Genomic DNA, 26,226 nt, shown 5'->3' with positions numbered 1-26,226 from the left:
AGACTAATTCACTTTACCTTAATTGGTAACAATCTATAGTTTCGGATAGTTGTTTTAACACTTTCATGGCCTAAGAGCAATTGTGCATGCTCAAGCTCTACGTCACTCGCCGTTTTCTTACGAATATCACGTTCTTGAAACCTTTCTGATAAAAGTTCTCTATCTAGCGCTTTAACCATCAAGTTATGCCAAATGCTGCGAAATCCATCGCCAGTGTATGGTTGCCCTTTTCTGTTACTGAACAAGTAGAGACTTTTTACCTTTCCAGGTAGTTGCTGAATTTTATCAAGCGTTGCTCTAAGTTGATCAGACCACTCGAACAAGTATTTTTTACCAGTACGCTTTTCAGTTTTACTCATACCGGTAAGTAATCCATCTTCAATAAATGAGTCGAACCGAAGCGACAACATATCTGTTTGTCTCAACCCTGTTAGGCTTTTCAGGTCGATATAGAGTGACAGCCACTCAGGTACAATGCTTTTAAAGGCCAGTAGTTCATCGTCAGTGACATATCTATGTCTAGGGCGTTCTGGGTTTCTTTCTACGTCTCTGCAAGGATTGCTCTCTACGAGCCCCCAGCGCATCGCTTTCTTAAACATATGAGATAGTAGTGCTACCTCTCTATTTACGCGTACAGGCGCTGTCTGGCTGCGAAAATCCATATATTCGTATATCACTACAGGTGTAACATCTTTAGGATACATTTCCCCAAATGCTGCTCGAAGCAATCTAGCTTCTTGTATTTCGCCTTTATATGTTGATTCTGCCTTGGTCGGCGAGATTTCAATCATATAGCGGTCAATAAGCTCTCCCATTGTTTTTATTGAGGTCTGCGAAGGTACTAACCTATGATACTCAGCTATGGCCGATGTCAGGGATTTGCCAAGGTTTAGCCACTTACTGTCTTTATTAACAAGGTAATAGGTTCCTTTATGAAGATACATTCGTTCTGGTAGATGAGTACTACTTTTTCTTTTTCTACCCATTAATTGCCTCCTTTTGCTTTTCGAAGTGATTCTAAGTTTATAGATTTACTTCTTTTCCTTGGCAATTTAGCTCCTGATAGAGTGTCTTCGATAGCAGAGCGCAAGACGACAGGCGAACCAAGCCTGTTTACCTCAAAGGGTATTCCGAAGTTTGATAGTTGCTTTATTTGTAGTGATTTTTTCTTGAAACCTGTGAGTTCCTGAAGCTCATCGCGAGATACAAAAAGGCTCATTGGACTCTCCATCTATTGTTAATGGAGAGATTGTGAAGGAGAAAAAAATTAATTTCTTGAAAAAGCACCCCCTAATTCAAGGGGGTTTTTTATTTTAGTTAAATAACTGAATATATGAGGTTTTTGTTTTCTTTATTTCAGGTTCTTTTTTCGTTTTTTTGGAGACTTTGAGTTAATTTTTTGGCGAAGCTGAGTCAATTGCTCTTATCGGGCGTAATTGAAGAATAGGCTGTTTAGCTATCTTTTAATTGCTATCATTTCATATATTCGCTGAAAGTCTTTCTCAAAGCGTAGTTTGTCTTCAGGTATAGAAGCGAGATAATAATTTAGTGCATTACGAGCGTTTTGACCCCAAGCACCAGTATCTAACTGTTGGTTATACCATTCCTTTGCTTTATTTCTACAATTATTAATCTCAGCTAATGAAAAATTTCTAAAACAAACTTGTTTTGAGTAATGCGGAACCTTTTCTTCCCAGAATGGGCTTGTATCGGACAATCCATCCAAAAAGTTTGCTAAAAGCGCTTCTGGTCTTACATTACCTGGCAGACAGATATAATTTTTTAACTTAGCTTTAGCAACATCGTTGGAAGCATCTCCATCCAAAACAACTATTGAGTTTGGTAGTGAAAAGCTTGGGACTTTTTTTATTCCGAGCTGAATTAGGTTTGCACAACCAAGGTTAATATCTGGGAAAAATAGGTTCTTAAATTTTTGTTTTAATATCGCCTTTATAAAATGAACACACTCTTTATCCTCAGTATATATAGTCGTTTTAGGGATATTCGACTTTTTACCACTAGCAACATTTAAGTTATGGGTAATTCGATCAAATGTAGGGCTTTCTTCCGCGACTACTTGGCCATCAACTTTTTTTAAGTAAACGGTATTGAACTGTGAGCTCCTTCCTTTAACACTTTTCAGTTCTGAAATTTTTTCGAGGAGATGTAGTGAGTGTGTAGTGGCGATGAGCTGTATATTGTTCTTTTTACATAGGGAACTTAGTATCTCAAGCAACATTATCTGGGATGCTGGATAGAGTGTTGCGTCAATTTCATCTATAGCAAGAATTCCTCCTTTAAATTTGTCAGGATATTTGGCTTTCAACCTCTGAAATGAAATTATAGCAAGAAGAATTCTACCTAAGTTATCTTGGCCTGCTGAATTTGAGTTCCAATCATAATAATTAGTAGTTACACCCAGTGTATTTTTATTATTACTTTCAAGATAACTGATAGACTCTAGAGTGTCTCGAGTGAGCAAAATCTTGTTGTAGGTTTTTGAAAACCAATCTATTTCTTCATTTGATAACTGAATATCTCTTAGCTGAACGTTACCCGCTTCAGCTATTGGAATAAGACGCTTTAAACTTAGAAATATCACAGGTAATTGAATGTACCCACTTCCAGCATCACGTTTTCCTTTCTGCCAAAACCTAATCGATTCTTTTTCTTTAGATTTCCGAGGAATACTTTCAATTGCAAATCCCCCGTCTTCATCAACATCCGGATGTATATCTTTATTATTCAAGTAAAGTGTCCAGTTATGCTCACCAGCCAAGTCAAGGTTTGGTGATAATCTGAATTTATCTTGAAAAGCTGAACGGAATGAGCCACCGGTAAGGGGGTGCTCCTGAGAGAAAGGATGTCCGTTTTGTGGTATCGTAAATGTTTGAGTAAGTATACCTAGAAGGGTAGTTTTCTGAGTACCATTTTGCCCTGCAATAAGAGTAATGTAGCCTCCAATCGAAAATTCAACGTCCCTAAAACCTCGAAATTTACTTATTTTTACACGATTTATAATCATTTATTTCTACTTCCAATGTAAGCTCTATGGCTGGCTTTAATTGTTCTTACGTGACATTTTGGCCTTTTGGCGATTTATTCTCTCTACTTCCCTGAATGTTATGTCAGGCTTGAATTCCGTCCTACTCAATAAAGGTGAGTGTATTATTAGTTCAGAACCCTTTCGTTTAGTCTGCGCCGTATATGTTAGACCAAATGATTCGGGTTGGTATTCAGAATAAATGCCATAAATTTCAGGTGTTTCGTCATAAGTGACGATCCAAGGATGAGTAATTCTTTTTATGCTTTCGTACAACCTGTAATGGTCGTCATGTTCAAAAAAATTCTGATATAGCCCTTTTCCCTTAACATAGTATGGAGGGTCGATATTTATAAAAGCTTGGCCTTCAATATCTGGAATATGCTCGTCTATGAACTGTGTGGCATCTAAATTAGAAAGACGAACATCATTTCTACGGTCAGCTATTGCTTTAATTTGCGAAATTAGTGCCTCTTTGTTGAAACGACAGTCAAGCTTGTAGTTTCCATCTTGACCCAAGCCACCAATAACTCCTGCTTTAATTATTCCAGAACGGTTAGTTCTATTTAGAAAGAAGGTAGCAAAACCGAGCTTTAAATATTCGTCAGTTTTTCTTCTGTATACATCACGCTGTTTCAACCATTCTTCAATTGTTACGGGGGTGTCTTCTATTAACTCGCAAAGCTCGTTTGTTTTGTATAGGACAGAATACCAAAATGCGTGGATAGCAGGATCGATGTCGTTAATGTAAACTTTACGGACGTGATTATTTAACAGGAGGTACCACGCTATGGCACATCCGCCTGCAAATGGCTCGACATAGGCTGCACCCTCCATTCCGTTGAGTTTGATTGTTTCTAGTATATACGCGGTTAATTTTGATTTTCCGCCTGGGTATCTCAACGGTGAAAACGACATCAAATTTCCTTCAAGTTTATCAGGACCAAAAATAACGGGCTAAGCATATCCCAAAAGCGGTTTAGGAACTGCGGTTCTATTTTGTGAATTTTAGTACCATGAATATATTCGTTAAGCGTATTTAAACTAAAATCGTTACTAGTTTGTAGCAGCTGTTCAATTATTTTGTTTGATTCTCGGTCATCAATATATTGTCCCTTTAAAGTAATAAGTTTCTGACTCAGCGTTACCTCGTGATAACCCTTTTTTAGATCCTTAGATATACTTTCTTTTAAGTCACTAACAAAAACAAATTCGTCTACAGCAAGCTCCAAAAATACTCTTATAGATGCCGCGGCTACATTTGGGTAATTATAAATTGGTAATTTTTGAAGTTCCTTAAAAAGAGCCTTAAGCTTGTAGCTTCGAGTTGATATTTCATGATATCTATCAGTGAACTGACGTCGTTTCGGGTTACCTTTCAAATTGCGGTTTAATACTTTCTCATCTCGAGATGTGGTTTCATTGTCTTTGATTCTGACAGGTGGTTTGTAGTCTTCAGATGGTTGGCTTGGGGTCTTTCCTTGCTCTTTAACCTTATGAACCACAGGTAGGCAATCAAATATTTCTTGAAATTTAGCATCGATAGTTCGTGTATTTACGAGATACCCTAATTCATTCTCTTTGTTTAACATCAATTTCAGAAGCTTCGCGTAAGCTTTATAAAAGCTATCCGCATCTGCATTTATAAATACACCGTCTTCTTTAAATTCTATAAACCAAGCTTCTCTTACTTGACTATTGCCAAACCAACGCTCCAAAACCGTCATACTAATTCTGTGACTATAAACCTGTTCTTTTTCTTCAGTAGTAAGAAAGGTTGTAACTTCATTTCGAGCGGCAATATCTCGTAACTTAACATATCTCAAGGCTTCGACGATAGTAGCTCGTTTGAAGCCTGTAATACTTGCAGTTTCGTCTATATCTTGTCCCACTGAATCATAAGCATTGATAATGAACCGTTGCTGCTGTAATCGTTGCCACCGAACTTGCGTACTTGCAGCTGAATGACGCTGGAGAATATACCACCTCGCGTCCTCGTATGAAGGAGCAAGACATACCTTAATTTTTTCTATACTTTCGCGATTAATTGTTCTTGATAGATTTACAACAGTTTTTCGTATTGACATCGGTGCTTTTTCAGGAGAACGAAGAAGTTTGAGAGCCATTACTCTTCTGTTGCCTTCTGCTACTATAAAATTCTTAGTTTCCTGATCTTGCCAAACTACAATTGGGTCAAACGATAAAAAGCCCCGGCTTGCAATTGATCTAAGTAAACTGAGAAAATTCTGCTCATCATTTGCATCACTTATAAGCTCTTCAACATAATCTTTTAAGGTAACAAGTTTACTTGAGGCGTCTAGTCTTGGATTTTCGCTCCAAAGTTTTAAGTTATCAACAGAGCGAATTACACGATTATCCCACCACTTGTCTACTTTTCGTTCCATAAATTTTCCATTTAAATGTGTTGTATTCCATAATCACTTTAAAAGTTTACTAAGAGCAACATAGCTCGCGAAATGTGTATGTTAACTAGATCTCGCCAAAGCTTTGTTTAATGTAGGTCTACTCACCTTAAAATGTTTAGCAACTTCTGTCTTCGTTATTCTGGCGTCTAGTAGCATTGCACGAGCTTTCTTTACATCTTGTTTTGACAACTTGTTTTTCCGTCCACCTTTTCTGCCTCTAGCACGAGCAGCTTCGAGGCCTATTTTAGTTCGCTCTGATATCAACTTTCGTTCAAACTGAGCTATTGAGCCAATCATGTGGAACGCTAACTCACCGATTGCAGTTGTTGTATCAATATTTTCGGTAAGGCTAATAAATTGTATCTCAGCAGATTTAAAACTATCCAACAATGACATCAAGTCTTTCAAACTACGTCCCAATCTATCTAGCCTTTGAACTATTACAACATCACCAGCCCTGGCTGCATTTAGAAGGAGGCTAAGTTGCGGTCGGTCCTTAGATTGACCACTGCAACACTCTTGGAAAATACGTTCACAACCGGCAGCAATCAAAGCATCGACTTGTGACGCTTTTGACTGGTCATCCGTACTGACTCTCGCATAGCCTAATTTCATATTTAATGTAAAAGAAAGGAGCTTTTTATTTGCTTTGTTTTATTTACGCATAAGTTTACGCTAAAAGTAAAATAAATACGACATTATGCGATTGTGTCCATTTAAAAATAAAACGTTCGTTTTTTTTACGCTTCATCGCGCAAAGCCTTCAAATGGCAAAGTTGTCTATGCTTTCAAAATTAGGCATGCCTAATTTTAATGTGACAGTGTCACAGGAGGTGCTATGCTCTGTGACACTGTCACAAACTAGGATGCACATGCGCTTTTCTATAACGACCGAAAACAATAAAGACGTCTGGACTTATATATTCAATAAGCTTCAGAACGACTCACACTACCTCTTCTTTGATGATTTAAAAAAAGAAGATGAAGCAAAGGCCTTGTTCCGATCTATAAACTTTAACGATGAATCAGCAGCCAAAGAACTGGATACCTGGTGCAAAAATTACCTTCAAGACAGACAACTCAACTCACTAAGAGCTGCCCTACGAAAAAAGAGATCAAGACGTAATAAAGATGTTCTTTCCATCGAACTTGATGGGGACGTCTATAGTGACCTTAAAGATCTTGCAGTAGCTGAAGATATGACCTTAAAAGATTACCTGGCAATGCTCATACAGGACCGCTACCACGAGGTAAAACCTCCCGTTGCAAATCGAGCAAAGCAACGTAAAAAATGCTAGGTGTGACTATGTCACATCTCCCCCTCTTTTCGCTTCCCCCAGTATAAATTTAACACCTTGCCATCGGGCAACCCCCCCTTTAGGAAAAGGGCATCAGGAGCAATTGCCCTTTTCATAGCGCCTTCACCGCTTTGCGGCTAGGCGCTAAAGGCCGTCCACTCGCGGACGCTGTGTAAGACTCGTAAACTCGTCTGTACACAGCGTCCGTAGCGGATTGTAGCGTTATCGCGCATATTTTTACACGCACAGAATCGAGCCTTGCCAAAGGGTGGGGGTTGCCCTATTATTAATCATGATATAACCGAGAGCTTTCTGTTCCGGATTCAAAAAAAACAGGCGCTTTTTGAGCTGCCTTCAACACGTCACGAAGACCCACACTAAAGATTTAATATTCTATAAATCATGCCGCGCTGCATTTTTTGCGATCTTAAAAAATCGGCGCTTTCAAGCTGCCGTTTGCACGTAATGAGGATTTTGGCGAGATCAGTCCGAGCCTGACGCTATGCGTCGAACTGGGGCGAAACGGCCTAGGTGATATTTATCATCTGGGACCGCGTCCACTCAATGAGTGGATGATTTTCTAACAACTCATTATAGGTAAAATATGATTGAAAAATTTGATGTTCAAAATGAGACAGTGAAGGCAAAGCAGTTTACCAAAGCAATTAGAAAACCGAGATTTTATCGTTCGCGCTTAGACGACTATTCAGATACCCTCATTGCACTTCATCGAGCGGGGAATACAACAGCCCAAATTCATCGCTTTCTAGTCAAACAAATGAAAGTGAACGTTGCATGGTCTACGGTGTATCGCTGGGTGAAAAAGAATGGCTAGATTCAGGAAAAGCCCCCTCAGCCCTCAAAAATCGGAAAGTGTTGCACAGAAACAAGCTGTAAGAGTTATGGCTAGTATGCAAGGTCGAAATAAGCCGATTAAATCTGTAGGCACAGCCCGAGGTTACACCAACTGCCTTAAGAAAGTTGCCCGTTACGTTAATCAATAATTTAACATCAGCCTAAGAGAGCTTACTCCCGAGCAGGCTAAACAATACCTTGATGTTCGTTCTGAAGAAGTGGGGCAAAAAACACTGGATCAGGAGCGTCAAGCTATTCAGGCAATGATGCTTAACGTAACCAGAGCGCTAGATATTACCGATAAGAATGCTCGTCTATCTTTCGTCAAATCGACTAAAGGTGAGATCGAAAAAGGCAGAGCATATACCAGCCAACAAGTATCGATGATCGTTTCAGCACAATCTGCAAAACACGCTATAGCGACCCAAATAGCTTACGCAGCAGGATTGCGAGCTCATGAGCTTTACACGCTCAGGCCCCTTGAACGCAGAAAGGTTGAATATCGGCAGGAAAGAGAAGAAACAAAAAACACTTTATTTAATGCTCGCAACGGTATGCGCTACACAGTAGTAGGAAAAGGTGGATTGGAACGAGAAGTATTGATACCCGTTCATCTGGTTGAAAAACTCGAATCCCGCCGATTGGCTGAACCACAACAAGTAAAAGATAGGGGAGTATTTTATCATTCCCATTACAATATTGGCGGGGGTAATAATTGGTCCAGTAGCTTCTCTGCTGCATCTAAAAGAACATTGTTCCGTTCCAGTGGAGCGCATGGTGTAAGGCACAGTTACGCACAAGAAAGAATGAAGGAGCTTCAAAGAGCTGGGTTATCACGGAGTTTGGCGTATAAAACGGTATCTCATGAGCTCGGGCATTTGAGAGAGTCGATTACAGAAGTATATTTACGCTAAACTGATATATTATCCAATTTGGCATGCCAAATTGAAGCGCGAAAAGGTGGAATATTATGTGGCCAATAATTGTTAGTAACTTATTGATTTTATTGGTTGTAGCGTTTTGGTGGATGTTCTTTGAACACGCCAAAAAGTTGAGATGATAAAATCGAAGTTAACCGCTTCTTCTATGTTTCAGGCAACAAAAAACGCTGTTTTAACTACTTTTAACAGCGCCCAAGAATCTTTTAAGTCTATAATAGTTATACTAATTCTGTAGAATTTCTCATATTAATCTCTCCCGCTGTTTACAGCTCTAAAAACTGAAGTCGCTAAACTTCAGTGATAACGAGTATATACCCCGTTCCAGGAAGTAACAAGCTATCTTGTTGTGCCAGTGTCCAGGTTTTGAAGCCATCAGCTCGCTCCCCTCCAACTATGCTTCTACCAAAAGTTCCTAACCCACTGTTTACAAAATTTATTTTGTACCCATCGCTAATCTTTGCTGAAACTACAGCTCCTTTTATATATCGGCCGATTACAACATTAATGTAGGGTTCTTTTTTTAGACACTGCGTGTACTCTATAGTTCTTCTTACTCTGATCTTATTCTTAAAGTTCAATTTATAGGAAAGCTGATAGAGATTTGGGTTACTTGTATCCTTATTCATGAAACTTTGTGCATTATTTATTGGCGTATTGCCAATTTCTAGATCCTTTAATTCAACTTCAATATCATCGAAATCTGAAGTGAACTTTTGGATGAACTCTGGTGATTCACAAGTTGGATTTATTGTCACCTGTGCATCGAATGTATTCCTGATAACCATTTTTTCATCAGAGATTCGAATGTCGTAAGTGTGCTCATAATCTTCAAAATGATATTCCAACTCGTCATCAAAAAAAGCCTCGTTTATTTTAGATGTTGCAATTTCATATATGTCAGGTAATACATCTCTAAGGCGTGAATGTGTTAAAACATTCCATCGAGTTGCTACATCAACTATCTCACCTAGCTTTTTAGGATCATGAAAAACTTCAAAAATTTGCTTCTGAAAAATTTGAGTAAACTGAGCTGATTTCATTAGTGCTGCGAATACACCAGCACCTAACACTGCACTTGAAGCTTTAACGAGTATGTCGCCGATAATGTCAGCTGATTCATATTCTAGTTGTGTAATCAACACTCCAATTATTAGACAAAAAAAACCACCTAAAAGTAATATTAAAACTGTACCCGAACCAGCTGTCTTAAAGAATGTTGAATGAGTGTTAGTGACTATACTTTCCTTAGCCATGCTATTCCCTAATTTGAGTCAATTTTAGGTTATGATACATGTAGCTTAGCAAGATGACGTACAGAATTTCATGTTTTATTCTTGAAGCAATTTTCCTTAAATCCGATCATTAGTCGAGCCTATCTTTTCGCTGCGCTCCAAGATAGGCTCGACCTCCTGCTACCAAAAGGTTTCTGGATAGTCCGCCTTGCTCTCCACTATTGGTAGAACCGGCTAGGTTCTTGCCCCCCTTACGCGTTGGAGAGACACACCTATGACGAACTGCGCTTACTTTAATCCCCATCTGTTGACTAGATTGCCTCGCCGTTTTTTATGTGGTGGCCGTGGTTGGTTCCCCGTTGCCCACAAGTGTAAGTGCCTCTGAATTGCGAATTCAGAGTGTCGCGGTGCGCGTCGCACGCTGAGTCCTATGTAAGGATTCCCCGTTCGACTCAACACCGGGAACACTTCACCAACAACAACTTTCCAACATGAAGTGATACGTAAAATACGCAATGCCTGGTGCGTTTTTGCTGGGGCAAAAACGGGTCGACTTCGGCGGGCCTTTTCACTAGACAAAGGGATACCCCTCAGCTAGTATGAAGCTGAAATTTGATTGGTCGTCTTGCGAAAATCGACTGATATCTAAAACCCGAGTTGCAGCTCGGGTTTTTGCTTTTTAGCCCCAGTGAAAATTCATGCGATTAATTCCCCTTAAAATTTTTTCCAAAAACGCATAACAGGCTGATGGAGTTATGCGGTCTTCAGAGCATTTAAATGGGGATTTATTTGGAAGGCCTATGATTTAAAGTATATATAAATCAATGTTTTGCTTTGATCTTCAATTTTGGATTGAAAATCCGCGTGTCCCTGCGGTTGCACCACGCGTTACCATCCCGGGTCGAGGCACCATTATTCGAAGAGCCCTGAACAGAAATGTTCGGGGCTTTTTTGATCTGGCGTGTTGGTATTGCATTCGCACAATGCGCTGCCGTGCTCCTGACCTCCCCCCTGTGCTGGCGTCGTGCACTGTGACCCCGGCAGAAGCCGCTGGGGTTTAGCCTTCACCCTGGCAAAGAAACACTGTATTAGCGCAATAGCGTATCAATTTTAGCCAGCACCGTCTGTGCGTCGCATTCAGCCAATAGCGTTACTTTGTTCAGCGTAGTATTACGAAATATCTGGTGGTCCACCAATTCAGCAAAAATTCGCTTATCGGCTAAAAGCTCGGTGGCGAATGCGGTGATAGCGTTGGCGTGGCGCGCGGCCATGCTGTACAGCGCTTCAGCTAGCGGGTCGGTAAGCGGGTGTTTTGCCTTGGCTTGGCTCGCCACAAAGACTATCCAGGCGGCTACTACTGTACATAACATATCTATCGGTCGTGATGCAGCCAGGTTATCGCGCACCGTATCTAAAATGCGCGGAGACAGTTTTTTGCTGCCATCCCACGCTATTTGCGCTAACAAATGCCGTATGTGCGGGTTTTCAAAACGTTTAAGTATGGCTTGCGCATAGTGCTGTGGCGTTAAGTCTGCGTTCTCGGCAATGGTGGGTAAAATTTCCTGCTGCAATAACTGTTCAATATAGGCTTTTATCGTCGTATTGCTGATAGCGTCGAATACCGTTTCAAACCCAGCCAGGCTGCCGATATACGCCAGCGCAGAATGGCTGGCGTTAAGTATCCGCAGTTTGGCTTTTTCAAAAACCTGGACGTCATGGGTAAACACCACGCCGTATTTTTCCCATGCGGGGCGCGGCCCGCTGAAATTGTCCTCAATAACCCATTGGGTGAACGCTTCACGTTGCACCGGCCAGCTATCATGTAAGCCGGTAGCCTGTTGGGCGGTGGCTTCAAGGCCGCTATGGGAGGCCGGGGTAATACTGTCCACCATAGTATCGGGAAAGCATATTTGGGTATCTATCCATGTTGCCAGGGCGGGGTTCTGCTGTTGTGCGAAAGCCAGCACCGCAGCTTTAAGTTTTTCACCATTATGCGGCAAGTTGTCACAGCTGATAATGGTAAGTTCACTGCGCTTCTCTTCCATTCGCTGGGCTAATGCTGCGGTAAGTAACCCAATGGCGGAGCGGGGCGTCTGAGGATGGCTAAGATCATACTGAATATCGCTGTGGGATAAATCAAGGCAATCCTGGCTATCCAGGCAATAGCCCTTTTCCGTGATAGTTAGGCTGATAATACAGGTCTGGGCCGCACACATCCTAGCCATAACGGTTTGCCGATCGTCCTTTAACACCAGCACTTCTTTGAGGCTGCCGATAATACTTACTGCGGGCTCCCGGTCTACAATCATCAGGGTGTAAAGGTTGTCTTGGGGGGCGAGTGCTTGTTTCAGAGTATCGCTGCGCAATGATACCCCGCATATTTGCCAATTGCCGCCCTCGGCCAGCGCCTGTTCGGTATACACAGCTTGGTGGGCCCGGTGGAACGCGCCCGGCCCCAGGTGAACTATGCCAATTTCGGTGGTGTCCCGGTTGTACCCGGGCTGTTCTATAGCGGTGGGCAGGTGACTCAGCGTGCTCGGATGTAAAGTGGCCATATTTAATCCAACTTGTAGGCTTTTTTCGCCAGGTGATAGGTAAGCTGCTCGGCGATCGTGGTGGCTTCTGACTGACTGAGCCGGTGTTCGGCCACCAGTTGAGCGAGAAACCGGCAATCCATACGTCGGGCTACATCGTGGCGCGCCGGGATAGACAGGAACGCGCGGGTGTCGTCATTAAAGCCTACTGTATTGTAAAACCCAGCCGTTTCGGTTACCTGCTGGCGAAAGCGCAACATGCCTTCAGGACTATCATGAAACCACCAGGCGGGGCCTAATTTCAGGCAGGGATAATGGCCTGCCAAAGGTGCCAGCTCTCTGGCGTAAGTGGTTTCATCCAGGGTAAATAATATAATCTGCAGGTTGGGCTCGTTGCCGTATCTGCTTAGGAGCGGATGTAATGCATCAACATAATTAGTGGCGACAGGAATATCATGCCCTTTGTCACTCCCAAACTGGCTGAACAATTGGGTATTGTGGCTGCGATAACAGCCAGGATGAAGCTGCATTACCATGCCATCTTCCACACTCATACCGGCCATCTCGGTAAGCATCTGGGCCCGAAACAGGGCGTGGTCTGATGGCTGAGCATCGGGACCAATGACTTTGGCAAATAATACCTCACATTCACGTACCGATAAGTTTGCCGTGGCAGCGGTAGGGTGACCATGATCAGTGGCGGTCGCACCGTGTGCGCGAAACACGCTACGGCGTTGCCGCAATGCATTCAGGTAGCCTTTCCAGCAAGTTGTATCTTCGCCGGTCAATTCACCTAGCCGAATAATATTGGTGGCAAAGTCTGTGCGTGACGCATCAATCACATCGTCTGGTCTGAAGGTGGTAATGACCCGTTTATCCCACCCCGATTCTTTTAATGCGGCGTGTTGGGAGAGGGGATCAAGGGCACCTTCGGTGGTGGCAATAAGTTCTATGTTAAACCGGTCCATTAGCGCGCGGGGTTTAAATGCCGGTGTCGCCAACTGGGCAGTAATATGCTCGTAATAGTCTAGCGCATTGCCACTACACAACATGTCGGTTAAACCGAAGACATCATGAAATACAGTATCTAGCCATAACCTGGAAGGGGTAGCGGCAAACAAATAGTAGTGGTCTGCAAAAACCTGCCAGGCTTTTTTAGGATCCTGCTCGGTCGGGCCGCCGTCAATGCGGGCAATACCCAACGCTTCCAGCGACACTCCTTGGCTATACAACATTCTAAACACGTAGTGGTCTGGCGTAATGAGTAGCTCAGTCGCATTCGTAAAAGCATTATTTTGGGCAAACCAGCGTGGATCGGTATGCCCGTGAGGGCTGATAATAGGCATATTGCGCACTGACTCATACAGCTGCCTGGCGATATTTCGGGTCGTTTTATCCGTAGGAAATAACCTGTCTTCGTGCAGTAAAATGGGTGTCATACCTGCCCCTTTGGCCAATTTGGTAAGCGTTGAATACGGTGCAAAGTGCACTGAAAATTAGTTATGCCACCGGTGGCATGAGGGCATGATAGGGTGAGACTATTTTTCAATCAAGTGCAATCTGGCTTACCGGGGAGTGGAATTACGCACAATAAGTTGCGGGGTATAGGGAGTTTCTGATAGCGCGCTATCGGGCATTTCACTATCTGGCGCCGGTTCAATTTGGGCGATAAGCTTGCGCGCCGCCAGCGATGCCATTGCTGCTACCGGCCGGCGGACCGTGGTGAGCGAAGGCACTATTCGCGCGGCCAGCTGGTTATCGTCAAAACCCACTACCGAGACCCTATCAGGTACGGCAATATTCAAAGCATAAGCGGCGTTAATTACGCCCACAGCCATGTCGTCATTGTTGGCAAAAATTACCTGGGGAAGCGGGTTTTGTGTTAACAGTGCATGGCCGCACTCCAAGCCACTTTCATAGGTATTGTCGCCTTCAATAATCCATTGTGGCGCGATATCTATACCCAGTGAATGTAAGGTCTGAACAAAGCCCTCCAAGCGCTCAGTGGTGGAGGAATAATTGGCCGGGCCGGTAATGATGGCTATTTGTGTAAGCTGCACCGACACCAGATAGCGGGCGAGGGCTTGTAACGCGCCGCGATCATCCGACACTACCATATTAGCCGGCGTGTCCAGCGCAATCGAGGCCATCCGCACATAATGGTAGCCATGGGCGGTAAAAGCATCAAATAGCGCCTGGCATTCTGATACCGGGGGCAACACAATCACCCCATCTACATGGGAACGCTGTACAAACTGCACGCAGTTAGCCACATAGTTATCCGATTGTTTGGCGCAAGGATGCACAATTAACTCATAGCCTTTGTCGATACTGATATCCAATACACCACGCTGCACCTGATCGATATAATAGGTGCCGGAATTATCATAAATAATGCCTAACAGATAAGAACGATTAGCCGCCAGCCCCCGGGCCTTTTTATCCGGCGAAAAGCCGGCTTGCTGGATAATGGCAGCAATTTTTTCGCGGGTGGCTGGGTTGACGTTTACCGCGCCATTGATTACCCGGGAAACCGTCCGCTTTGAGACGCCCGCTTGTTTTGCTATGTCATTGATGGTGGGCCGTTTATGCATTCTTTAAACCTGTTTATTTCGTGTGGATGCCGATATTGAGGAGAGGAGATCACCGACGGTCGCCATATCGTCAGGGCGTTGGATTGCCTTTAAGCGATAGTCCTTTTTATAGCAAGGCGCGGAAATTTCCGTTATACAATTAATGGATTGAGCATGTAACCCTACGTTAGCTTGCATCGTCGAAAAATTCAGGATGACGGTCTTTAATATCGTCTATCACCTGTAAAATCAGGTGCAAATGGCTGCTCATGGCAAGTCGGGCTTGCGCCGGGTTACCTGCTTCGAGCGCCGCCACTATAGCGGTATGTTGTGCTAACACACTTTGATACTGGCCGCCCGATTCTTTCAGGCCCAGGTTACGCACCCGATCCATATGGGCTTTTTCGTATTGAATAAGGTTTGCGGCGCGCTGGTAGCCCGCGAAGTCAGCCAACGACTGATGAAACTCGTCATCTAATTGCTGAAAAAGCATCGCATCAAGTTGGTTGGCGGCCTGCTGCTGTTTATCGATTATCGTATAACAGTGGCGAATGAGTGTATCGGTCGCATGTTCAGCACAATGCGTGACTATCGCCACTTCCAGAGCTTCGCGAATAAACCGGGCCTCGATAATTTTGGTGACGCTTAGTTTTGTAACAAACGTACCACGCTGGGGCCGTACTTCGACAAAGCCCAAGGCAACCAATTTAGCTATAGCTTCGCGCACCGGTGTACGGCTAACACCAAATTTAACGGCTAACCGGTTTTCCGACATCGTGGTGCCGGGCGCAATTGCCATACTGACAATCTCCTCGCGTAAATGAGCAAAGAGTTGTTCGGAAGTTGAATGGTGGTAGCTAAGTTGTATGGCCATATCCGTTACTGGCGTCCTGATTAGTTCTGCCCCTACTATAGCATTGTTTATACAGCATTGATTAACCCCGCCATTAGGCTAAAAAGATTACGGTAACAAATGACTGGCTATCCCTGCCTGATATTGTATTGAGCTACTACGCGAAGCTCGGTTATACGGGCTATCTCCCCACTTAGGGCTACCAGCATGCATCGGCAAAGCATTATTTACCTGCCGAATTAGTAGTCAAAACACATTCCCGAATTACGATTTTTATTAATTGTTAAATTTATGATCTTTTGCGCTGGTGGCAGAGCAAACCTCTCGTTATAGTGGCACCGCTTGAGGTTGTATACAAGTATTTATGTTTTCGGTTGCAGTCTGCAAAAATAATATAATGCATCGGCGATGCCATTTGCTGTTCGATGCTAACGATCAGAGGTTAACGATGAACACGAACAAGCATAATCCATTTAAATTAAGCCCCCGCGGGCTATTAATGTTGGCCGTGGCAGCCGCCAATAGTGCAGTGCATGCTCAAGAGCAGCCACCAGAAAATGTACAACAGGTACAACCAAGCGAAGCAGAAACGGAAATTATTGAAGTACGTGGCTATCGAGGGAGTTTATTTAACTCAGCAGCCGCTAAGCGCGAATCGCAAGGCTTTGTCGATGAAGTATTTGCAGATGATATTGGTAAAATGCCCAGCCAGAATTTAGCTGAATCGCTTAGCCGTATTCCTGGGGTAAAAATTAACCGCGAAGTGACCGGGGAAGGACAGCAAATATCTGTGCGCGGGTTAGGTCCAAGCTTCACTAAAATAGCGTTAAATGGCAATGCTATCGCTATTGCATCAGACGGTAGTTTGGGGTCGGGGAACCGCAATCGAGAAGTAGATCTTGATATCTTTCCTACTGAATTGTTTAGTAGCTTGGCAGTGTCCAAAACGGCTACTGCCCACCAGCTGGAAGGTGGAGTGTCAGGTTATGTGAATATGCGTACCGCACGGCCATTTGATAGCACTAACCAAACATTCAAATATTCCTTAGAAGGAGCCTATGGCGACTTGCGAGGCGAGATCAGTCCGCGTTATTCAGCTGTCTACAGTAAAACTTTTGATGATAAGTTTGGTGTGTTGGTAGGAGTAGCCGGAGCAAATACAAAATCCCGCGTAGATGGTTATGAAGCGGTCGCATTGTTTACAGATGGCTGCGTAGCCCAATGGGATAACCCACAACATACCTCTTCAGGGTGTATAGAGGGTAGTGAAGGTCTTAATCACTTTTTTTGGAATCCGGAAGCCACGGCTGATTATGCTGGGTCCCATGACGGGGTGAGTGTAGGCGATCCGATAGATCCTGTAGCGACCTCCGGCGTAGCCGCAGAGACTCTCGATACTGCCTTACTTCCTTATCTTGGACGCCCCATGTTTACCTACGGTACGCGTGATCGTGTATCTGGTATTGTTTCATTACAATACCGGCCAACGGATGGTATTGATGCCGCCCTGGATATGATGTACGCCAAAGCCTCTAAAGATTTTGTACGCACTGAAGCCATGTGGTGGGGGCGGCGTAATTACCTGCATCAGGGCGGCGCCATTATTCCTGAAAATGTCACCGTAAATGACAACGGTTATGTTACTGAAGGCACTTTTTACAATTCGCATATCTGGGTTGGCTCTCATGATTATCAAGAAGATGTAGATTTTTACAGCGTGATGCCTAGTGTTTCCTGGATTGTGAATGACGTGTTTAAAGTCGACGTGTCTGCCAGCCTGACCAAATCTGAATTTGACCGCGATGAACCCTATGTATTGTACATGTCGCCAGGCGGCACGCTGGAATTCAGTAACGGCGATGTGCCAAGCTTTAATTTTAGCGAAAACCCCGCCGACCCTGCTATCGGTTGGACCTGGCAGCAGGAATATGATCAGAACCAGGATGGTGTCATCAGCGAAGACGAAAAATTTGGCGATACATTTCGTATCCAGCGTAACCACCGGGAAACTGAAACCAAAGGTGTGCACCTGGACTTTGCCTACGGTGAGTCGCCTGAGTATAGCGGCTTTAAATTCGGCTTGGCGTGGGATGAAAGCTCTTCAAATATGGACGCCTTTGGCGGAACCGCCGAATTTACCCAAAATAATGTGGTGAACTCGGCTGCCTATAATAACTTCTCAGACTATCTGGGCCCGTCTTTAGTGAATGATTTAGGCACCGGCATTAGCGGCTACAATGGTTATACAGGTATTGCGCAGGTAGATTGGGCGCGGATTAAAGACGCCACCGATTATGCTAATTTTTCAGCGATACCGTCGCAGGGGGACCAATTCGGTGCCACCGTGGGGGATATTAACGAAGACGTTTTAGCATTGTACCTGGAAGCTAACGCTGAAACTGAAATAGGCGGCCGCCTACTAAGGGTAAACACAGGCGTACGCTGGGTATCTACAGAGCAAAGCGTCGCCACTTCGCAAAGCCAGACCACAGCCAGCTATAACAAATTACTCCCTTCTATGAGTCTGGTTTACGATGTCTTGGAAGACGTCAAGCTACGCGCCAGTGCCTCGCGCAGTTTGACCCGGGCAAATCCTTCAGACATGTTCCCTAATGCGTCGTGGGGCGGCTCTGGTATTGAGTCGGTTAACGCGGGCAATCCATACCTGTCACCTTTTGAGGCCACCAATTTTGATCTCGGCGGAGAGTGGTATTTCTCTGAATTAGGTTATGTTGGTTTAACGTATTTTGAAAAAGAAGTTACCGGCTTCACCCGCTCTGACAGCCTCACAGTAACCTTTAGTGACCTGGTGGAGTACGGTATTGATATCAATGATATCGGCGATGATCGCCAGCAAGCTTTGCTGGAATGCGGGGGCCCTTCACAATGCACCACCACCGTTAATACGCGCAATAATATTGATGGAGCTACCACCTTAAGCGGTTTTGAAGCGGTCTGGGTACAACCACTTGATGTGGTTATTGAAGGAATGGGCTTTAATATCAGCGCCACATCTATCCGGCAGGATGCCAGTGATGACGACGCCATCATTACAGGTATTTCAGATCTTAGTTACAACGGTACGCTATTTTACGAAAACGACGTGTTTCAGACGCGGGTAACGGTATATCACCAAGATGGCGCGGCAAGCTATTACAGCCAGGGCAAGGAAGTGTTTTCGTTTGACCGAACCCAAGTCGATCTGTCTGCCAGCTATAACTTGCCACTAGCCATGGATATGACCCTGACCCTGGATGCCTATAACCTGACCAATGAGCCAGTAGGTAATTGGCATGAATATGAAGGTATTGCATTTAATGCATTCTATCCGGGCGCGACCTATACCCTGGGCTTACGTGGTTCATTTTAACCACTACGCTATGACCGGCCGGCATTGATGCGGGCCTAACTGTGAGGATAACGATGAAATATATCGCTCTGATTTGCTTACTGCTTAGCAGCTTCAGTGGCTGGGCATCTTCTATTATAGAAGGTGAAGATGGCTATCGGTTGTGGCTGAAATATGACCCTGTCACCAACGCTGATCTTAAAACAACATATCAACAACAGGTGGGTCAATTTCATGTGGCAGGGGCATCGCCCACCATGCAAGTTATTCGCGATGAGCTTAATTATGCATTGGGCCACATGCTAAACGCTCCGCAAGAGGTTGAGCAAACCCAGGCTGCGCTGGTAGTGGCTGCGGGCGACAAGGCGTTACGGCTGGCCAAACAGTATCAGCTTGATCTTTTGGCGGCGGGCGATCAGGGCTACCTGATTCAGCAGGTAGCCAACCCAAAGCGCCCCGCTGGCACAACCACAATGCTGGTTCTGGCGAACTCTGACATCGGCGCGCTATATGGTACTTACCGGTTGTTGCGCCAGTTACAGATACGCCAGCCACTAGCCGATATGGCTGTGGTGTCGGCGCCGGCCATCGATTTGCGGGTGCTTAACCACTGGGATAATTTAGACCGCCATGTAGAACGTGGTTATGCCGGTCAGTCTATTTGGGATTGGCATAAATTACCTGACTACCAGTACCAGCGATACACAGATTACGCACGGGCGAATGCTTCGGTAGGGATTAACGGCACGGTATTGAACAATGTTAATGCTGACCCGTTAATTTTAACGCCTCACTACCTGAGCAAAGTAACAGCCCTGGCAGATCTGTTTCGCCCCTACGGCATAAAAGTTTACCTTTCAGTTAAATTTAGCTCGCCCCAGCTTATTGGCGGCTTAGACACGTCCGACCCATTAAACACGGAAGTACAGCAATGGTGGAAAGACAAAGCGGCGCAAATTTATCGCGATATCCCGGATTTTGGCGGATTTTTGGTGAAAGCTAATTCTGAGGGCCAGCCTGGCCCGGGCGATTTTGGCCGTACCCACGCGCAGGGCGCCAACATGCTGGCCAGTGCGCTCGAACCTCATGGCGGCACGGTAATGTGGCGCGCGTTTGTTTACGCTAACGAGAAAAACGAAGAACGCTCAAAACAGGCTTATTCGGAATTTAAACCGCTGGATGGCAAGTTTGCCGATAACGTACTGGTGCAGGTTAAAAACGGGCCTATTGATTTTCAGCCCCGCGAACCGTTCAGCCCGTTATTTGGGGCGATGCCAGATACCCCGCTGATGATGGAATTTCAGATTACCATGGAGTATCTGGGGTTTAGTACGCATTTTGTTTACTTAGGCCCGATGTACGAAGAAGTCTTGCAAGCAGAAACCTATGCCCGGGGAACCGGCTCAACAGTGGCCAAGGTGATCAATGGAGAGCTGTTTGATAGCCCCATTACTGGCATGGCCGGGGTGGCTAATATTGGTACTGATCGAAACTGGACCGGCCATATACTTTTGCAGTCCAACTGGTATGTGTTTGGCCGAATGGCGTGGAACCCGGAAGTGTCGGCCAAAGAGGTAGCCCGCGATTGGGCGCGTATGACCTTAAGCCATGATGACAGCGCAGTGGCTGCCATTACTACCATGATGATGCAAAGTCACGAAGCCACCGTGAATACCATGACGCCGCTGGGGCTACATCATATTATGGGCGCTGGCCACCACTATGGCCCCGCGCCGTGGGTTGACTTTTTAGGGCGGGATGACTGGAATTCAGTGTATTACCACCGTGCCGATGAAAACGGCATCGGGTTCGACCGTTCACCTTCAGGGGTAAATGCGGTAGAGCAATACTATCCGCCGCTCACCAAATTATTGTCGGACCCGTCAACGACCCCGGAGAAATATCTGCTTTGGTTTCATCATTTACCGTGGGACTACACTATTGAATCAACCAACCGAACACTGTGGAATGAATTGGTCCATCGTTATTACGCCGGTGCTCAGACTATCCAGGATATAGCTAAACAATGGGATAGCCTGGAGTCGGTATTAGATCCGCTGCAGTTTCGTCAGGTCCAAATGGCCATGGATATCCAGGTAAAAGAGGCGATATGGTGGCGCAATGCGTGTGTACTTTATTTTCAGCAGTTTTCTGGTAAACCCATTCCAGCGGAATTACCTAAACCGCAAAAAACATTGGCTGAATACCAAAAAATGTCATTTCCTCATGCGCCGGGCCAAGGATAGCCTAGTGCGGCCATGCTCATGGAATTCGCCATAGCGACAATAATAAGAAGCGCAAAATTTATGATGCCAAGGTTGAGGTATATTTATGGTCTGGTCATCGTCGTTCAGCTATTGGCGGCTCCACCAGCTATTGCTGCCAAAACGCTGAATGTGATTACGTCGTTATCCAGCAGTGACCCTATGTATGCTGGCCTGGTGCGTTTCAAGCAGGAAGTGGAAACACAGTCACAAGGTTCGCTGGCCATCCGTATATTCATCGGTTCACAGTTAGGTAACGACAGCGACATGCTTGAGCAGGCTATTTTAGGCGCAAATGTTGCGGTGTTGGCTGATGGCGGCCGGCTGGCAGTTTATCAACACGAGCTAGGTATTTTAGGTGCGCCTTATCTGGTACAGAATCAAGCCCAGCTTAAACAGCTGACCCGCTCCGCATTATTTCAAAGCTGGGCCGATAAATTGGCTGCGCGGGCGGGGCTACATATTTTTTCGTTCAACTGGTGGCAGGGCGCCCGTCATTTGCTAACCCAGCATGCCGTAGTGGAACCAGCTGACCTTGCTGGTATCCGCATGCGCACTATCGGGGCGCCGGTCTGGATTGAAACCATCGCAGCCATGGGGGCCACCCCCACGCCTTTGGCCTGGGCAGAGGTATACAGTGGCCTGCAACAGCAGGTAATAGATGCTGCCGAAGCCCAGTTTACCGGTATGTGGGGGGCCCGCTTATATGAGGTGGTCTCGCATGTTACTAAAACCGGGCATATTCAGCTTATTTCCGGGCTGGTAGGCAGCGAAAGCTGGTTTCAGTCCCTTAGCCCGGCACAACAGCAGGTGATTAGCCAGGCAGCCGTCACAGCCGGTGAGTATGCATCGCAACAGGTGCGCCAGGCTGAAGCCGCTATAGAGCAACAACTCACTGCGCAAGGTATCATGGTGAGCACGCCCGATATCAGTCGCTTTGAACAAGTCACCAAGCCCGTATACCAGCGTCTGGATTATGCGGCGCTATATGACGAGGTGCGTACTTACCTGACAGGTTCTGACCAATGAAGCTGTTGAACCAGATTGAGCGCCTGCTCTGCGTAATACTACTGGCGGCCATCGTAGGACTGGTTTTTATGGCCGCCATCATGCGTACTTTTGGTGTGCCGGTTATCTGGTCGGTCGATGTTGCGCAAATGCTGTTCGCCTGGCTGGCGATGCTGGCCGCTGACCAAACCTTCAAGCATAGCGAGCACGCCGCTGTAGATATCATTACCCGCCGCCTGCAACCAAGGGCGCAGCAAGCTTTCAGTAATCTGTTCGATATTCTGATGATTAGCGTCCTGGGCCTATTACTCTGGTTTGGCATTGTCTTGTTTGGTGCAAACCCTGATCGCACGCTAGGCAGCACTAGCATCAGTTATCAGTGGGTAACACTGGCGGTACCGGTAGGCGCGGCATTGATGATCATAACGCTATTGCAGCGCTTGTTAAGCCGGCATCGCATTAGCCAGGGGCAGGCCGGTTTATGATACTGCTATTACTGTTTTTAGGGCTCCTCATTCTAGGTTTACCGCTGGCATTTTGTCTGCTTATTGCCGGGCTTAGTTATTTTGCCGGCGCCGAGAGTTTGCCGATGACCGTGGCGGTGCAGCGGTTAGTGGCCAGCAGCCAGAGTTTTCCTTTGCTGGCCGTACCCTTCTTTATTCTGGCCGGTCATATTATGAACCACTCCGGTATTACCCAGCGTTTGATTAGCTTTTCTAATTTACTGGTAGCCTGGATAACCGGCGGGCTGGCGCACGTTACTATTGTACTAAGTGCATTGATGGGCGGCGTATCAGGATCAGCCATTGCCGATGCCGCGATGCAAGCCAGAATTTTAGGTGACCCCATGCAGGATTCCGGGCTGGGGAAAGGCTTTAGCGCATCAATTATTACGATTAGTGCGCTGATTACCGCCTGTATCCCTCCTAGTATCGGACTGATTTTATATGGTTTTGTCGGGAATGTGTCGATTGGTAAATTGTTTATCGCAGGCATTGTACCGGGCATGTTGCTGACCTTTGTGCTGATGTTAACGGTGGTCTGGCAGGTTAAAAAACACTATCCCGAGCAAACGGCCGGGCAGGTGCGGCCCAATATCCGCGAAATTGTCAGGGCTCTGAATGAATGTAAGTGGGCGCTGCTGTTCCCGGTCATACTTATCGTCACGATACGTTTTGGAATTTTCACCCCTTCAGAAGCCGGGGCATTTGCGGTGGTGTATGCCGTGCTCGTCGGATTTTGGGGTTACCGGGAACTTACCCTCAAGCAGGTAATGGTTTCTTTACAACAAAGCGTAGATGACATTGGCATGATCATGCTGATCATCCTAAGTGCCGGGGTCATAGGATATGTCGTGGCATATGAACAGTTACCAGTTAGCTTAGCTCAGACGGTCACCCAAGCCACCCAACAGCCGCTGCTGGTTATGTTGATTTGCCTGACGCTGCTGTTATGCGTGGGCATGCTGATGGAAGGCACCGTAACGGTTTTATTACTTACCCCCATTTTAGTACCGGTGGTGCAAGCGGTAGGGATAGATCCCGTGCATTTCGGGGTGTTGATGATGATTATGGTGACCTTTGGCGGAACCACGCCGCCTGTGGGGGTGGCCATGTACACCGTGTGTAATATTATGCGCTGTCCGACCGATGCTTATATCAAAGCGGCCTGGCCTTTTTATCTGGCGATATTAGGGCTGGTTGCTCTGCTGGCTGTATGCCCATCGCTGGTATTGTTTTTACCGCAGTTAGTTTACTAACGCTCAACAGGGAGAAAACCGATGAAAATTACTGAGGCGAGAGTCATTGTATGCTCTGCGGGGCGCAACTTCGTTACGCTGAAAATCATCACCGATGAGGGGGTATACGGGATTGGAGATGCCACGTTAAACGGACGTGAAAAAACGGTAGTCAGTTACCTGGAAGATTATGTTATCCCTGCGCTGATTGGCCGGGACCCCCAACGAATTGAAGATATCTGGCAATACCTTTACCGAGGGGCGTACTGGCGTCGTGGGCCAGTAGGAATGACAGCCATTGCCGCCGTCGATGTGGCTTTATGGGATATTAAAGGCAAAGTTGCTGGCTTGCCTTTGTATCAGTTACTGGGCGGGCGCAGCCGGGATCGTATTATGACCTACACGCACGCCAATGGTGCCTGTACAGCATCAACCCTGGACGCCGTAGGCAAGGCTATTGATGACGGTTATCAAGCTGTGCGTATTCAGTCAGGTGTACCGGGCATGGCAAGTACCTATGGGGTGGCCAAAGATGGTCACAAATATGAGCCTGCAGATGCTGATTTACCTACCCAGAATGTGTGGTCCACCGAAAAATACCTTAATTTCTTACCGCAGCTATTTGATGCCGTGCGCAGCCAGTATGGGTTTGATGTGCATTTATTGCATGACGTACACCATCGGCTTACGCCTATTGAAGCGGCGCGTTTAGGCAAAGAGTTAGAACCTTACAAATTGTTCTGGCTGGAAGACTGTGTACCAGCGGAAAATCAGGAAAGCTTCAGGCTGATACGGCAGCATACCACCACGCCGCTTGCCGTAGGTGAGGTATTTAATTCTATCCACGATTGCCGTGAGCTAATTCAGAACCAGTACATAGATTATATCCGCTCAACCATTGTGCATGCTGGGGGCATTACTCAAATGCGGCGGATAGCTGATTTTGCTAGCCTGTTTAATGTGCGTACCGGCTTTCACGGGGCCACCGATCTATCGCCGGTATGTATGGGGGCGGCGCTACATTTTGACTATTGGGTACCTAATTTCGGCATTCAGGAACACATGCCCCACAGCGAACTGATGGAGTCAGTATTTACATTTGATTACCGCTTCGACAAAGGCTTTTTCACCCCAGGGGAAGCCCCTGGCCACGGTGTGGATATAGATGAAAGCAAAGCCGCCAACTATCCTTATAAACGTGCCGCCTTGCCGGTTAACCGGCTGGAAGACGGCACCTTGTGGAATTGGTGACAGTGACAAGGCTACTTATCTACCTGCAACAAATAACAGGCCCGGCCGGGCGCGTAGCCCTGACCAGGGTACCGCCTGATACCTCCCACGGCGGTATCTAAAGCCTGTGGTTAACTGCTTGCCCGGCGGCCGGAAAACTTTATACTAAAAAGTAATATATACGATGCTGCCATGTGAAGGTGATGTTTACCGCACACGTTAAGCAGCACATAATGCGCATTATTCAGGTGCTATATGAACCCTCTTGCAAAGGTGAAACACACGTGGGTTAAGCTCAAATTTAAGCGTAACGACCTACGAATAATCGAACACATACCAGCAGCTACTTTTAGCCAGATTCTGCAACAGTACTGTGCTCAAGGCTGGGAACTTACCGACGCTTACCGCCCGTTTGACGAAGCGCAGCGTTGGCAAGGTAAGCTGAGGAAAGGCACCAGTGTGCTTACGTGCATTTGGCAGCCCGAACAGGCGGGGCATATTTATGGATTAAGCAGAATAATCAATGGTATGGCAGCGCAATTTTCACTTGTCGCTAAACCTGCACCTACCTATTGAGCTGTGAACTGCCAGCCCTGCGGGTGGTGGCCGGGCTGCGGTATTATCCTTAATGCGGCTGATAATACTTTGGGAGCATTCAATAGCTGCTGGCTGAGCCGGGTTGTGTAGCAGCGGTTCAGCGGTTCTGGGACCGGGTCTGATTGGCTATCCGGGCTCCCGGTAGTTTTGCCAGCACGCTTGGGAAATAGTCGCAGAGCACCGGTTTCACGCCGCCAGGTAATGTTACCTGGCTTATCTACTTACCTACTTTACCTGCACGCGGGGAGACCCGGCTGCGCTAATCAATACCTCTGATATTGCTAG

21 protein-coding genes are annotated in these 26,226 nt (G+C 45.9%); 10 read left to right on the top strand and 11 right to left on the bottom strand.

Annotated features, from left to right (window positions below; all coding sequences use genetic code 11):
* Positions 1–8: 8 nt before the first annotated feature.
* The 6 genes from D0Y50_RS18090 to D0Y50_RS18065 form a co-directional block, all read right to left on the bottom strand.
* The gene (locus D0Y50_RS18090) at positions 9–986 is read right to left on the bottom strand and encodes a tyrosine-type recombinase/integrase (protein ID WP_117318326.1); all 978 of its coding nucleotides are present in this window, start codon (positions 984–986) and stop codon (positions 9–11) included.
* A complete protein-coding gene (locus D0Y50_RS18085) occupies positions 986–1,219 on the bottom strand; it encodes a DUF4224 domain-containing protein (RefSeq protein WP_117318324.1) in 234 nt (77 codons plus the stop codon). Before D0Y50_RS18085 ends, D0Y50_RS18090 begins: the two co-directional genes overlap by 1 nt.
* Positions 1,220–1,456: 237 nt before the next feature.
* Positions 1,457–3,025, bottom strand: a complete 1,569-nt coding sequence (locus D0Y50_RS18080; RefSeq protein ID WP_117318322.1) for an AAA family ATPase — start codon at positions 3,023–3,025, stop codon at positions 1,457–1,459.
* 36 nt (positions 3,026–3,061) lie between these two features.
* Positions 3,062–3,961 carry a DNA adenine methylase gene (locus D0Y50_RS18075; protein ID WP_117318320.1) on the bottom strand — a complete coding sequence of 300 codons (900 nt, stop codon included), beginning with the start codon at positions 3,959–3,961 and terminating at the stop codon, positions 3,062–3,064.
* A complete protein-coding gene (locus D0Y50_RS18070; protein WP_117318318.1) occupies positions 3,961–5,448 on the bottom strand; it encodes a ParB N-terminal domain-containing protein in 1,488 nt (495 codons plus the stop codon). The genes D0Y50_RS18075 and D0Y50_RS18070 overlap by 1 nt, the downstream gene beginning before the upstream one ends.
* Positions 5,449–5,529: 81 nt before the next feature.
* Entirely contained in the window at positions 5,530–6,084 is a 555-nt protein-coding gene (locus D0Y50_RS18065) for a recombinase family protein (RefSeq protein ID WP_117318316.1), read from the bottom strand.
* 257 nt (positions 6,085–6,341) lie between these two features.
* Here D0Y50_RS18065 and D0Y50_RS18060 point away from each other — a divergent pair, with 257 nt between their 5' ends.
* The 3 genes from D0Y50_RS18060 to D0Y50_RS18050 all read left to right on the top strand — a co-directional run bounded on the left by D0Y50_RS18060 (position 6,342) and on the right by D0Y50_RS18050 (position 8,536).
* Positions 6,342–6,767 carry a hypothetical protein gene (locus tag D0Y50_RS18060; RefSeq protein WP_117318846.1) on the top strand — a complete coding sequence of 142 codons (426 nt, stop codon included), beginning with the start codon at positions 6,342–6,344 and terminating at the stop codon, positions 6,765–6,767.
* Positions 6,768–7,371: 604 nt separating this feature from the next.
* On the top strand, positions 7,372–7,602 hold the full coding sequence (locus tag D0Y50_RS18055; RefSeq protein WP_117318314.1) for a hypothetical protein: 231 nt from the start codon (positions 7,372–7,374) through the stop codon (positions 7,600–7,602).
* A 238-nt stretch (positions 7,603–7,840) separates the two neighbouring features.
* The gene (locus tag D0Y50_RS18050) at positions 7,841–8,536 is read left to right on the top strand and encodes a site-specific integrase (RefSeq protein WP_332308364.1); all 696 of its coding nucleotides are present in this window, start codon (positions 7,841–7,843) and stop codon (positions 8,534–8,536) included.
* Positions 8,537–8,850: 314 nt separating this feature from the next.
* Here D0Y50_RS18050 and D0Y50_RS18045 read toward each other — a convergent pair whose 3' ends face one another.
* The 5 genes from D0Y50_RS18045 to D0Y50_RS18025 form a co-directional block, all read right to left on the bottom strand.
* A complete protein-coding gene (locus D0Y50_RS18045; protein WP_117318312.1) occupies positions 8,851–9,816 on the bottom strand; it encodes a hypothetical protein in 966 nt (321 codons plus the stop codon).
* A 1,067-nt stretch (positions 9,817–10,883) separates the two neighbouring features.
* Complete coding sequence (locus D0Y50_RS18040) at positions 10,884–12,350, bottom strand: mannitol dehydrogenase family protein (RefSeq protein ID WP_117318310.1); 1,467 nt, start codon at positions 12,348–12,350, stop codon at positions 10,884–10,886.
* Positions 12,351–12,352: 2 nt separating this feature from the next.
* Positions 12,353–13,768, bottom strand: a complete 1,416-nt coding sequence (gene uxaC / locus D0Y50_RS18035; protein ID WP_117318308.1) for a glucuronate isomerase — start codon at positions 13,766–13,768, stop codon at positions 12,353–12,355.
* Between the two features lie 126 nt (positions 13,769–13,894).
* Positions 13,895–14,923 (bottom strand): LacI family DNA-binding transcriptional regulator, encoded by a 1,029-nt coding sequence (locus tag D0Y50_RS18030; RefSeq protein ID WP_117318306.1) that lies wholly within the window; start codon positions 14,921–14,923, stop codon positions 13,895–13,897.
* A 166-nt stretch (positions 14,924–15,089) separates the two neighbouring features.
* Entirely contained in the window at positions 15,090–15,776 is a 687-nt protein-coding gene (locus D0Y50_RS18025; RefSeq protein WP_117318303.1) for a GntR family transcriptional regulator, read from the bottom strand.
* Positions 15,777–16,203: 427 nt separating this feature from the next.
* On the opposite strand from D0Y50_RS18025, the gene D0Y50_RS18020 reads away from it, so the two are divergent.
* The 7 genes from D0Y50_RS18020 (at position 16,204) to D0Y50_RS17990 (ending at position 25,920) form a co-directional block, all read left to right on the top strand.
* Positions 16,204–19,125 carry a TonB-dependent receptor gene (locus tag D0Y50_RS18020; protein ID WP_232366305.1) on the top strand — a complete coding sequence of 974 codons (2,922 nt, stop codon included), beginning with the start codon at positions 16,204–16,206 and terminating at the stop codon, positions 19,123–19,125.
* Positions 19,126–19,178: 53 nt separating this feature from the next.
* Positions 19,179–21,350 carry an alpha-glucuronidase family glycosyl hydrolase gene (locus tag D0Y50_RS18015; RefSeq protein ID WP_108566727.1) on the top strand — a complete coding sequence of 724 codons (2,172 nt, stop codon included), beginning with the start codon at positions 19,179–19,181 and terminating at the stop codon, positions 21,348–21,350.
* A 60-nt stretch (positions 21,351–21,410) separates the two neighbouring features.
* A complete protein-coding gene (locus D0Y50_RS18010) occupies positions 21,411–22,397 on the top strand; it encodes a C4-dicarboxylate TRAP transporter substrate-binding protein (RefSeq protein ID WP_232366304.1) in 987 nt (328 codons plus the stop codon).
* A complete protein-coding gene (locus D0Y50_RS18005) occupies positions 22,394–22,861 on the top strand; it encodes a TRAP transporter small permease (protein ID WP_108566729.1) in 468 nt (155 codons plus the stop codon). The genes D0Y50_RS18010 and D0Y50_RS18005 overlap by 4 nt, the downstream gene beginning before the upstream one ends.
* Positions 22,858–24,135, top strand: a complete 1,278-nt coding sequence (locus D0Y50_RS18000) for a TRAP transporter large permease (protein ID WP_108566730.1) — start codon at positions 22,858–22,860, stop codon at positions 24,133–24,135. Before D0Y50_RS18005 ends, D0Y50_RS18000 begins: the two co-directional genes overlap by 4 nt.
* Before the next feature lie 21 nt (positions 24,136–24,156).
* Positions 24,157–25,365, top strand: a complete 1,209-nt coding sequence (manD, locus tag D0Y50_RS17995; protein WP_108566731.1) for a D-mannonate dehydratase ManD — start codon at positions 24,157–24,159, stop codon at positions 25,363–25,365.
* A 234-nt stretch (positions 25,366–25,599) separates the two neighbouring features.
* A complete protein-coding gene (locus D0Y50_RS17990) occupies positions 25,600–25,920 on the top strand; it encodes a hypothetical protein (RefSeq protein ID WP_108566732.1) in 321 nt (106 codons plus the stop codon).
* Positions 25,921–26,226 lie beyond the last annotated feature (306 nt).

The organism is Salinimonas sediminis, from assembly GCF_003429285.1.
GTDB lineage: Bacteria > Pseudomonadota > Gammaproteobacteria > Enterobacterales > Alteromonadaceae > Alteromonas > Alteromonas indica.
This window is presented reverse-complemented; position numbering and strand designations above follow the sequence as displayed.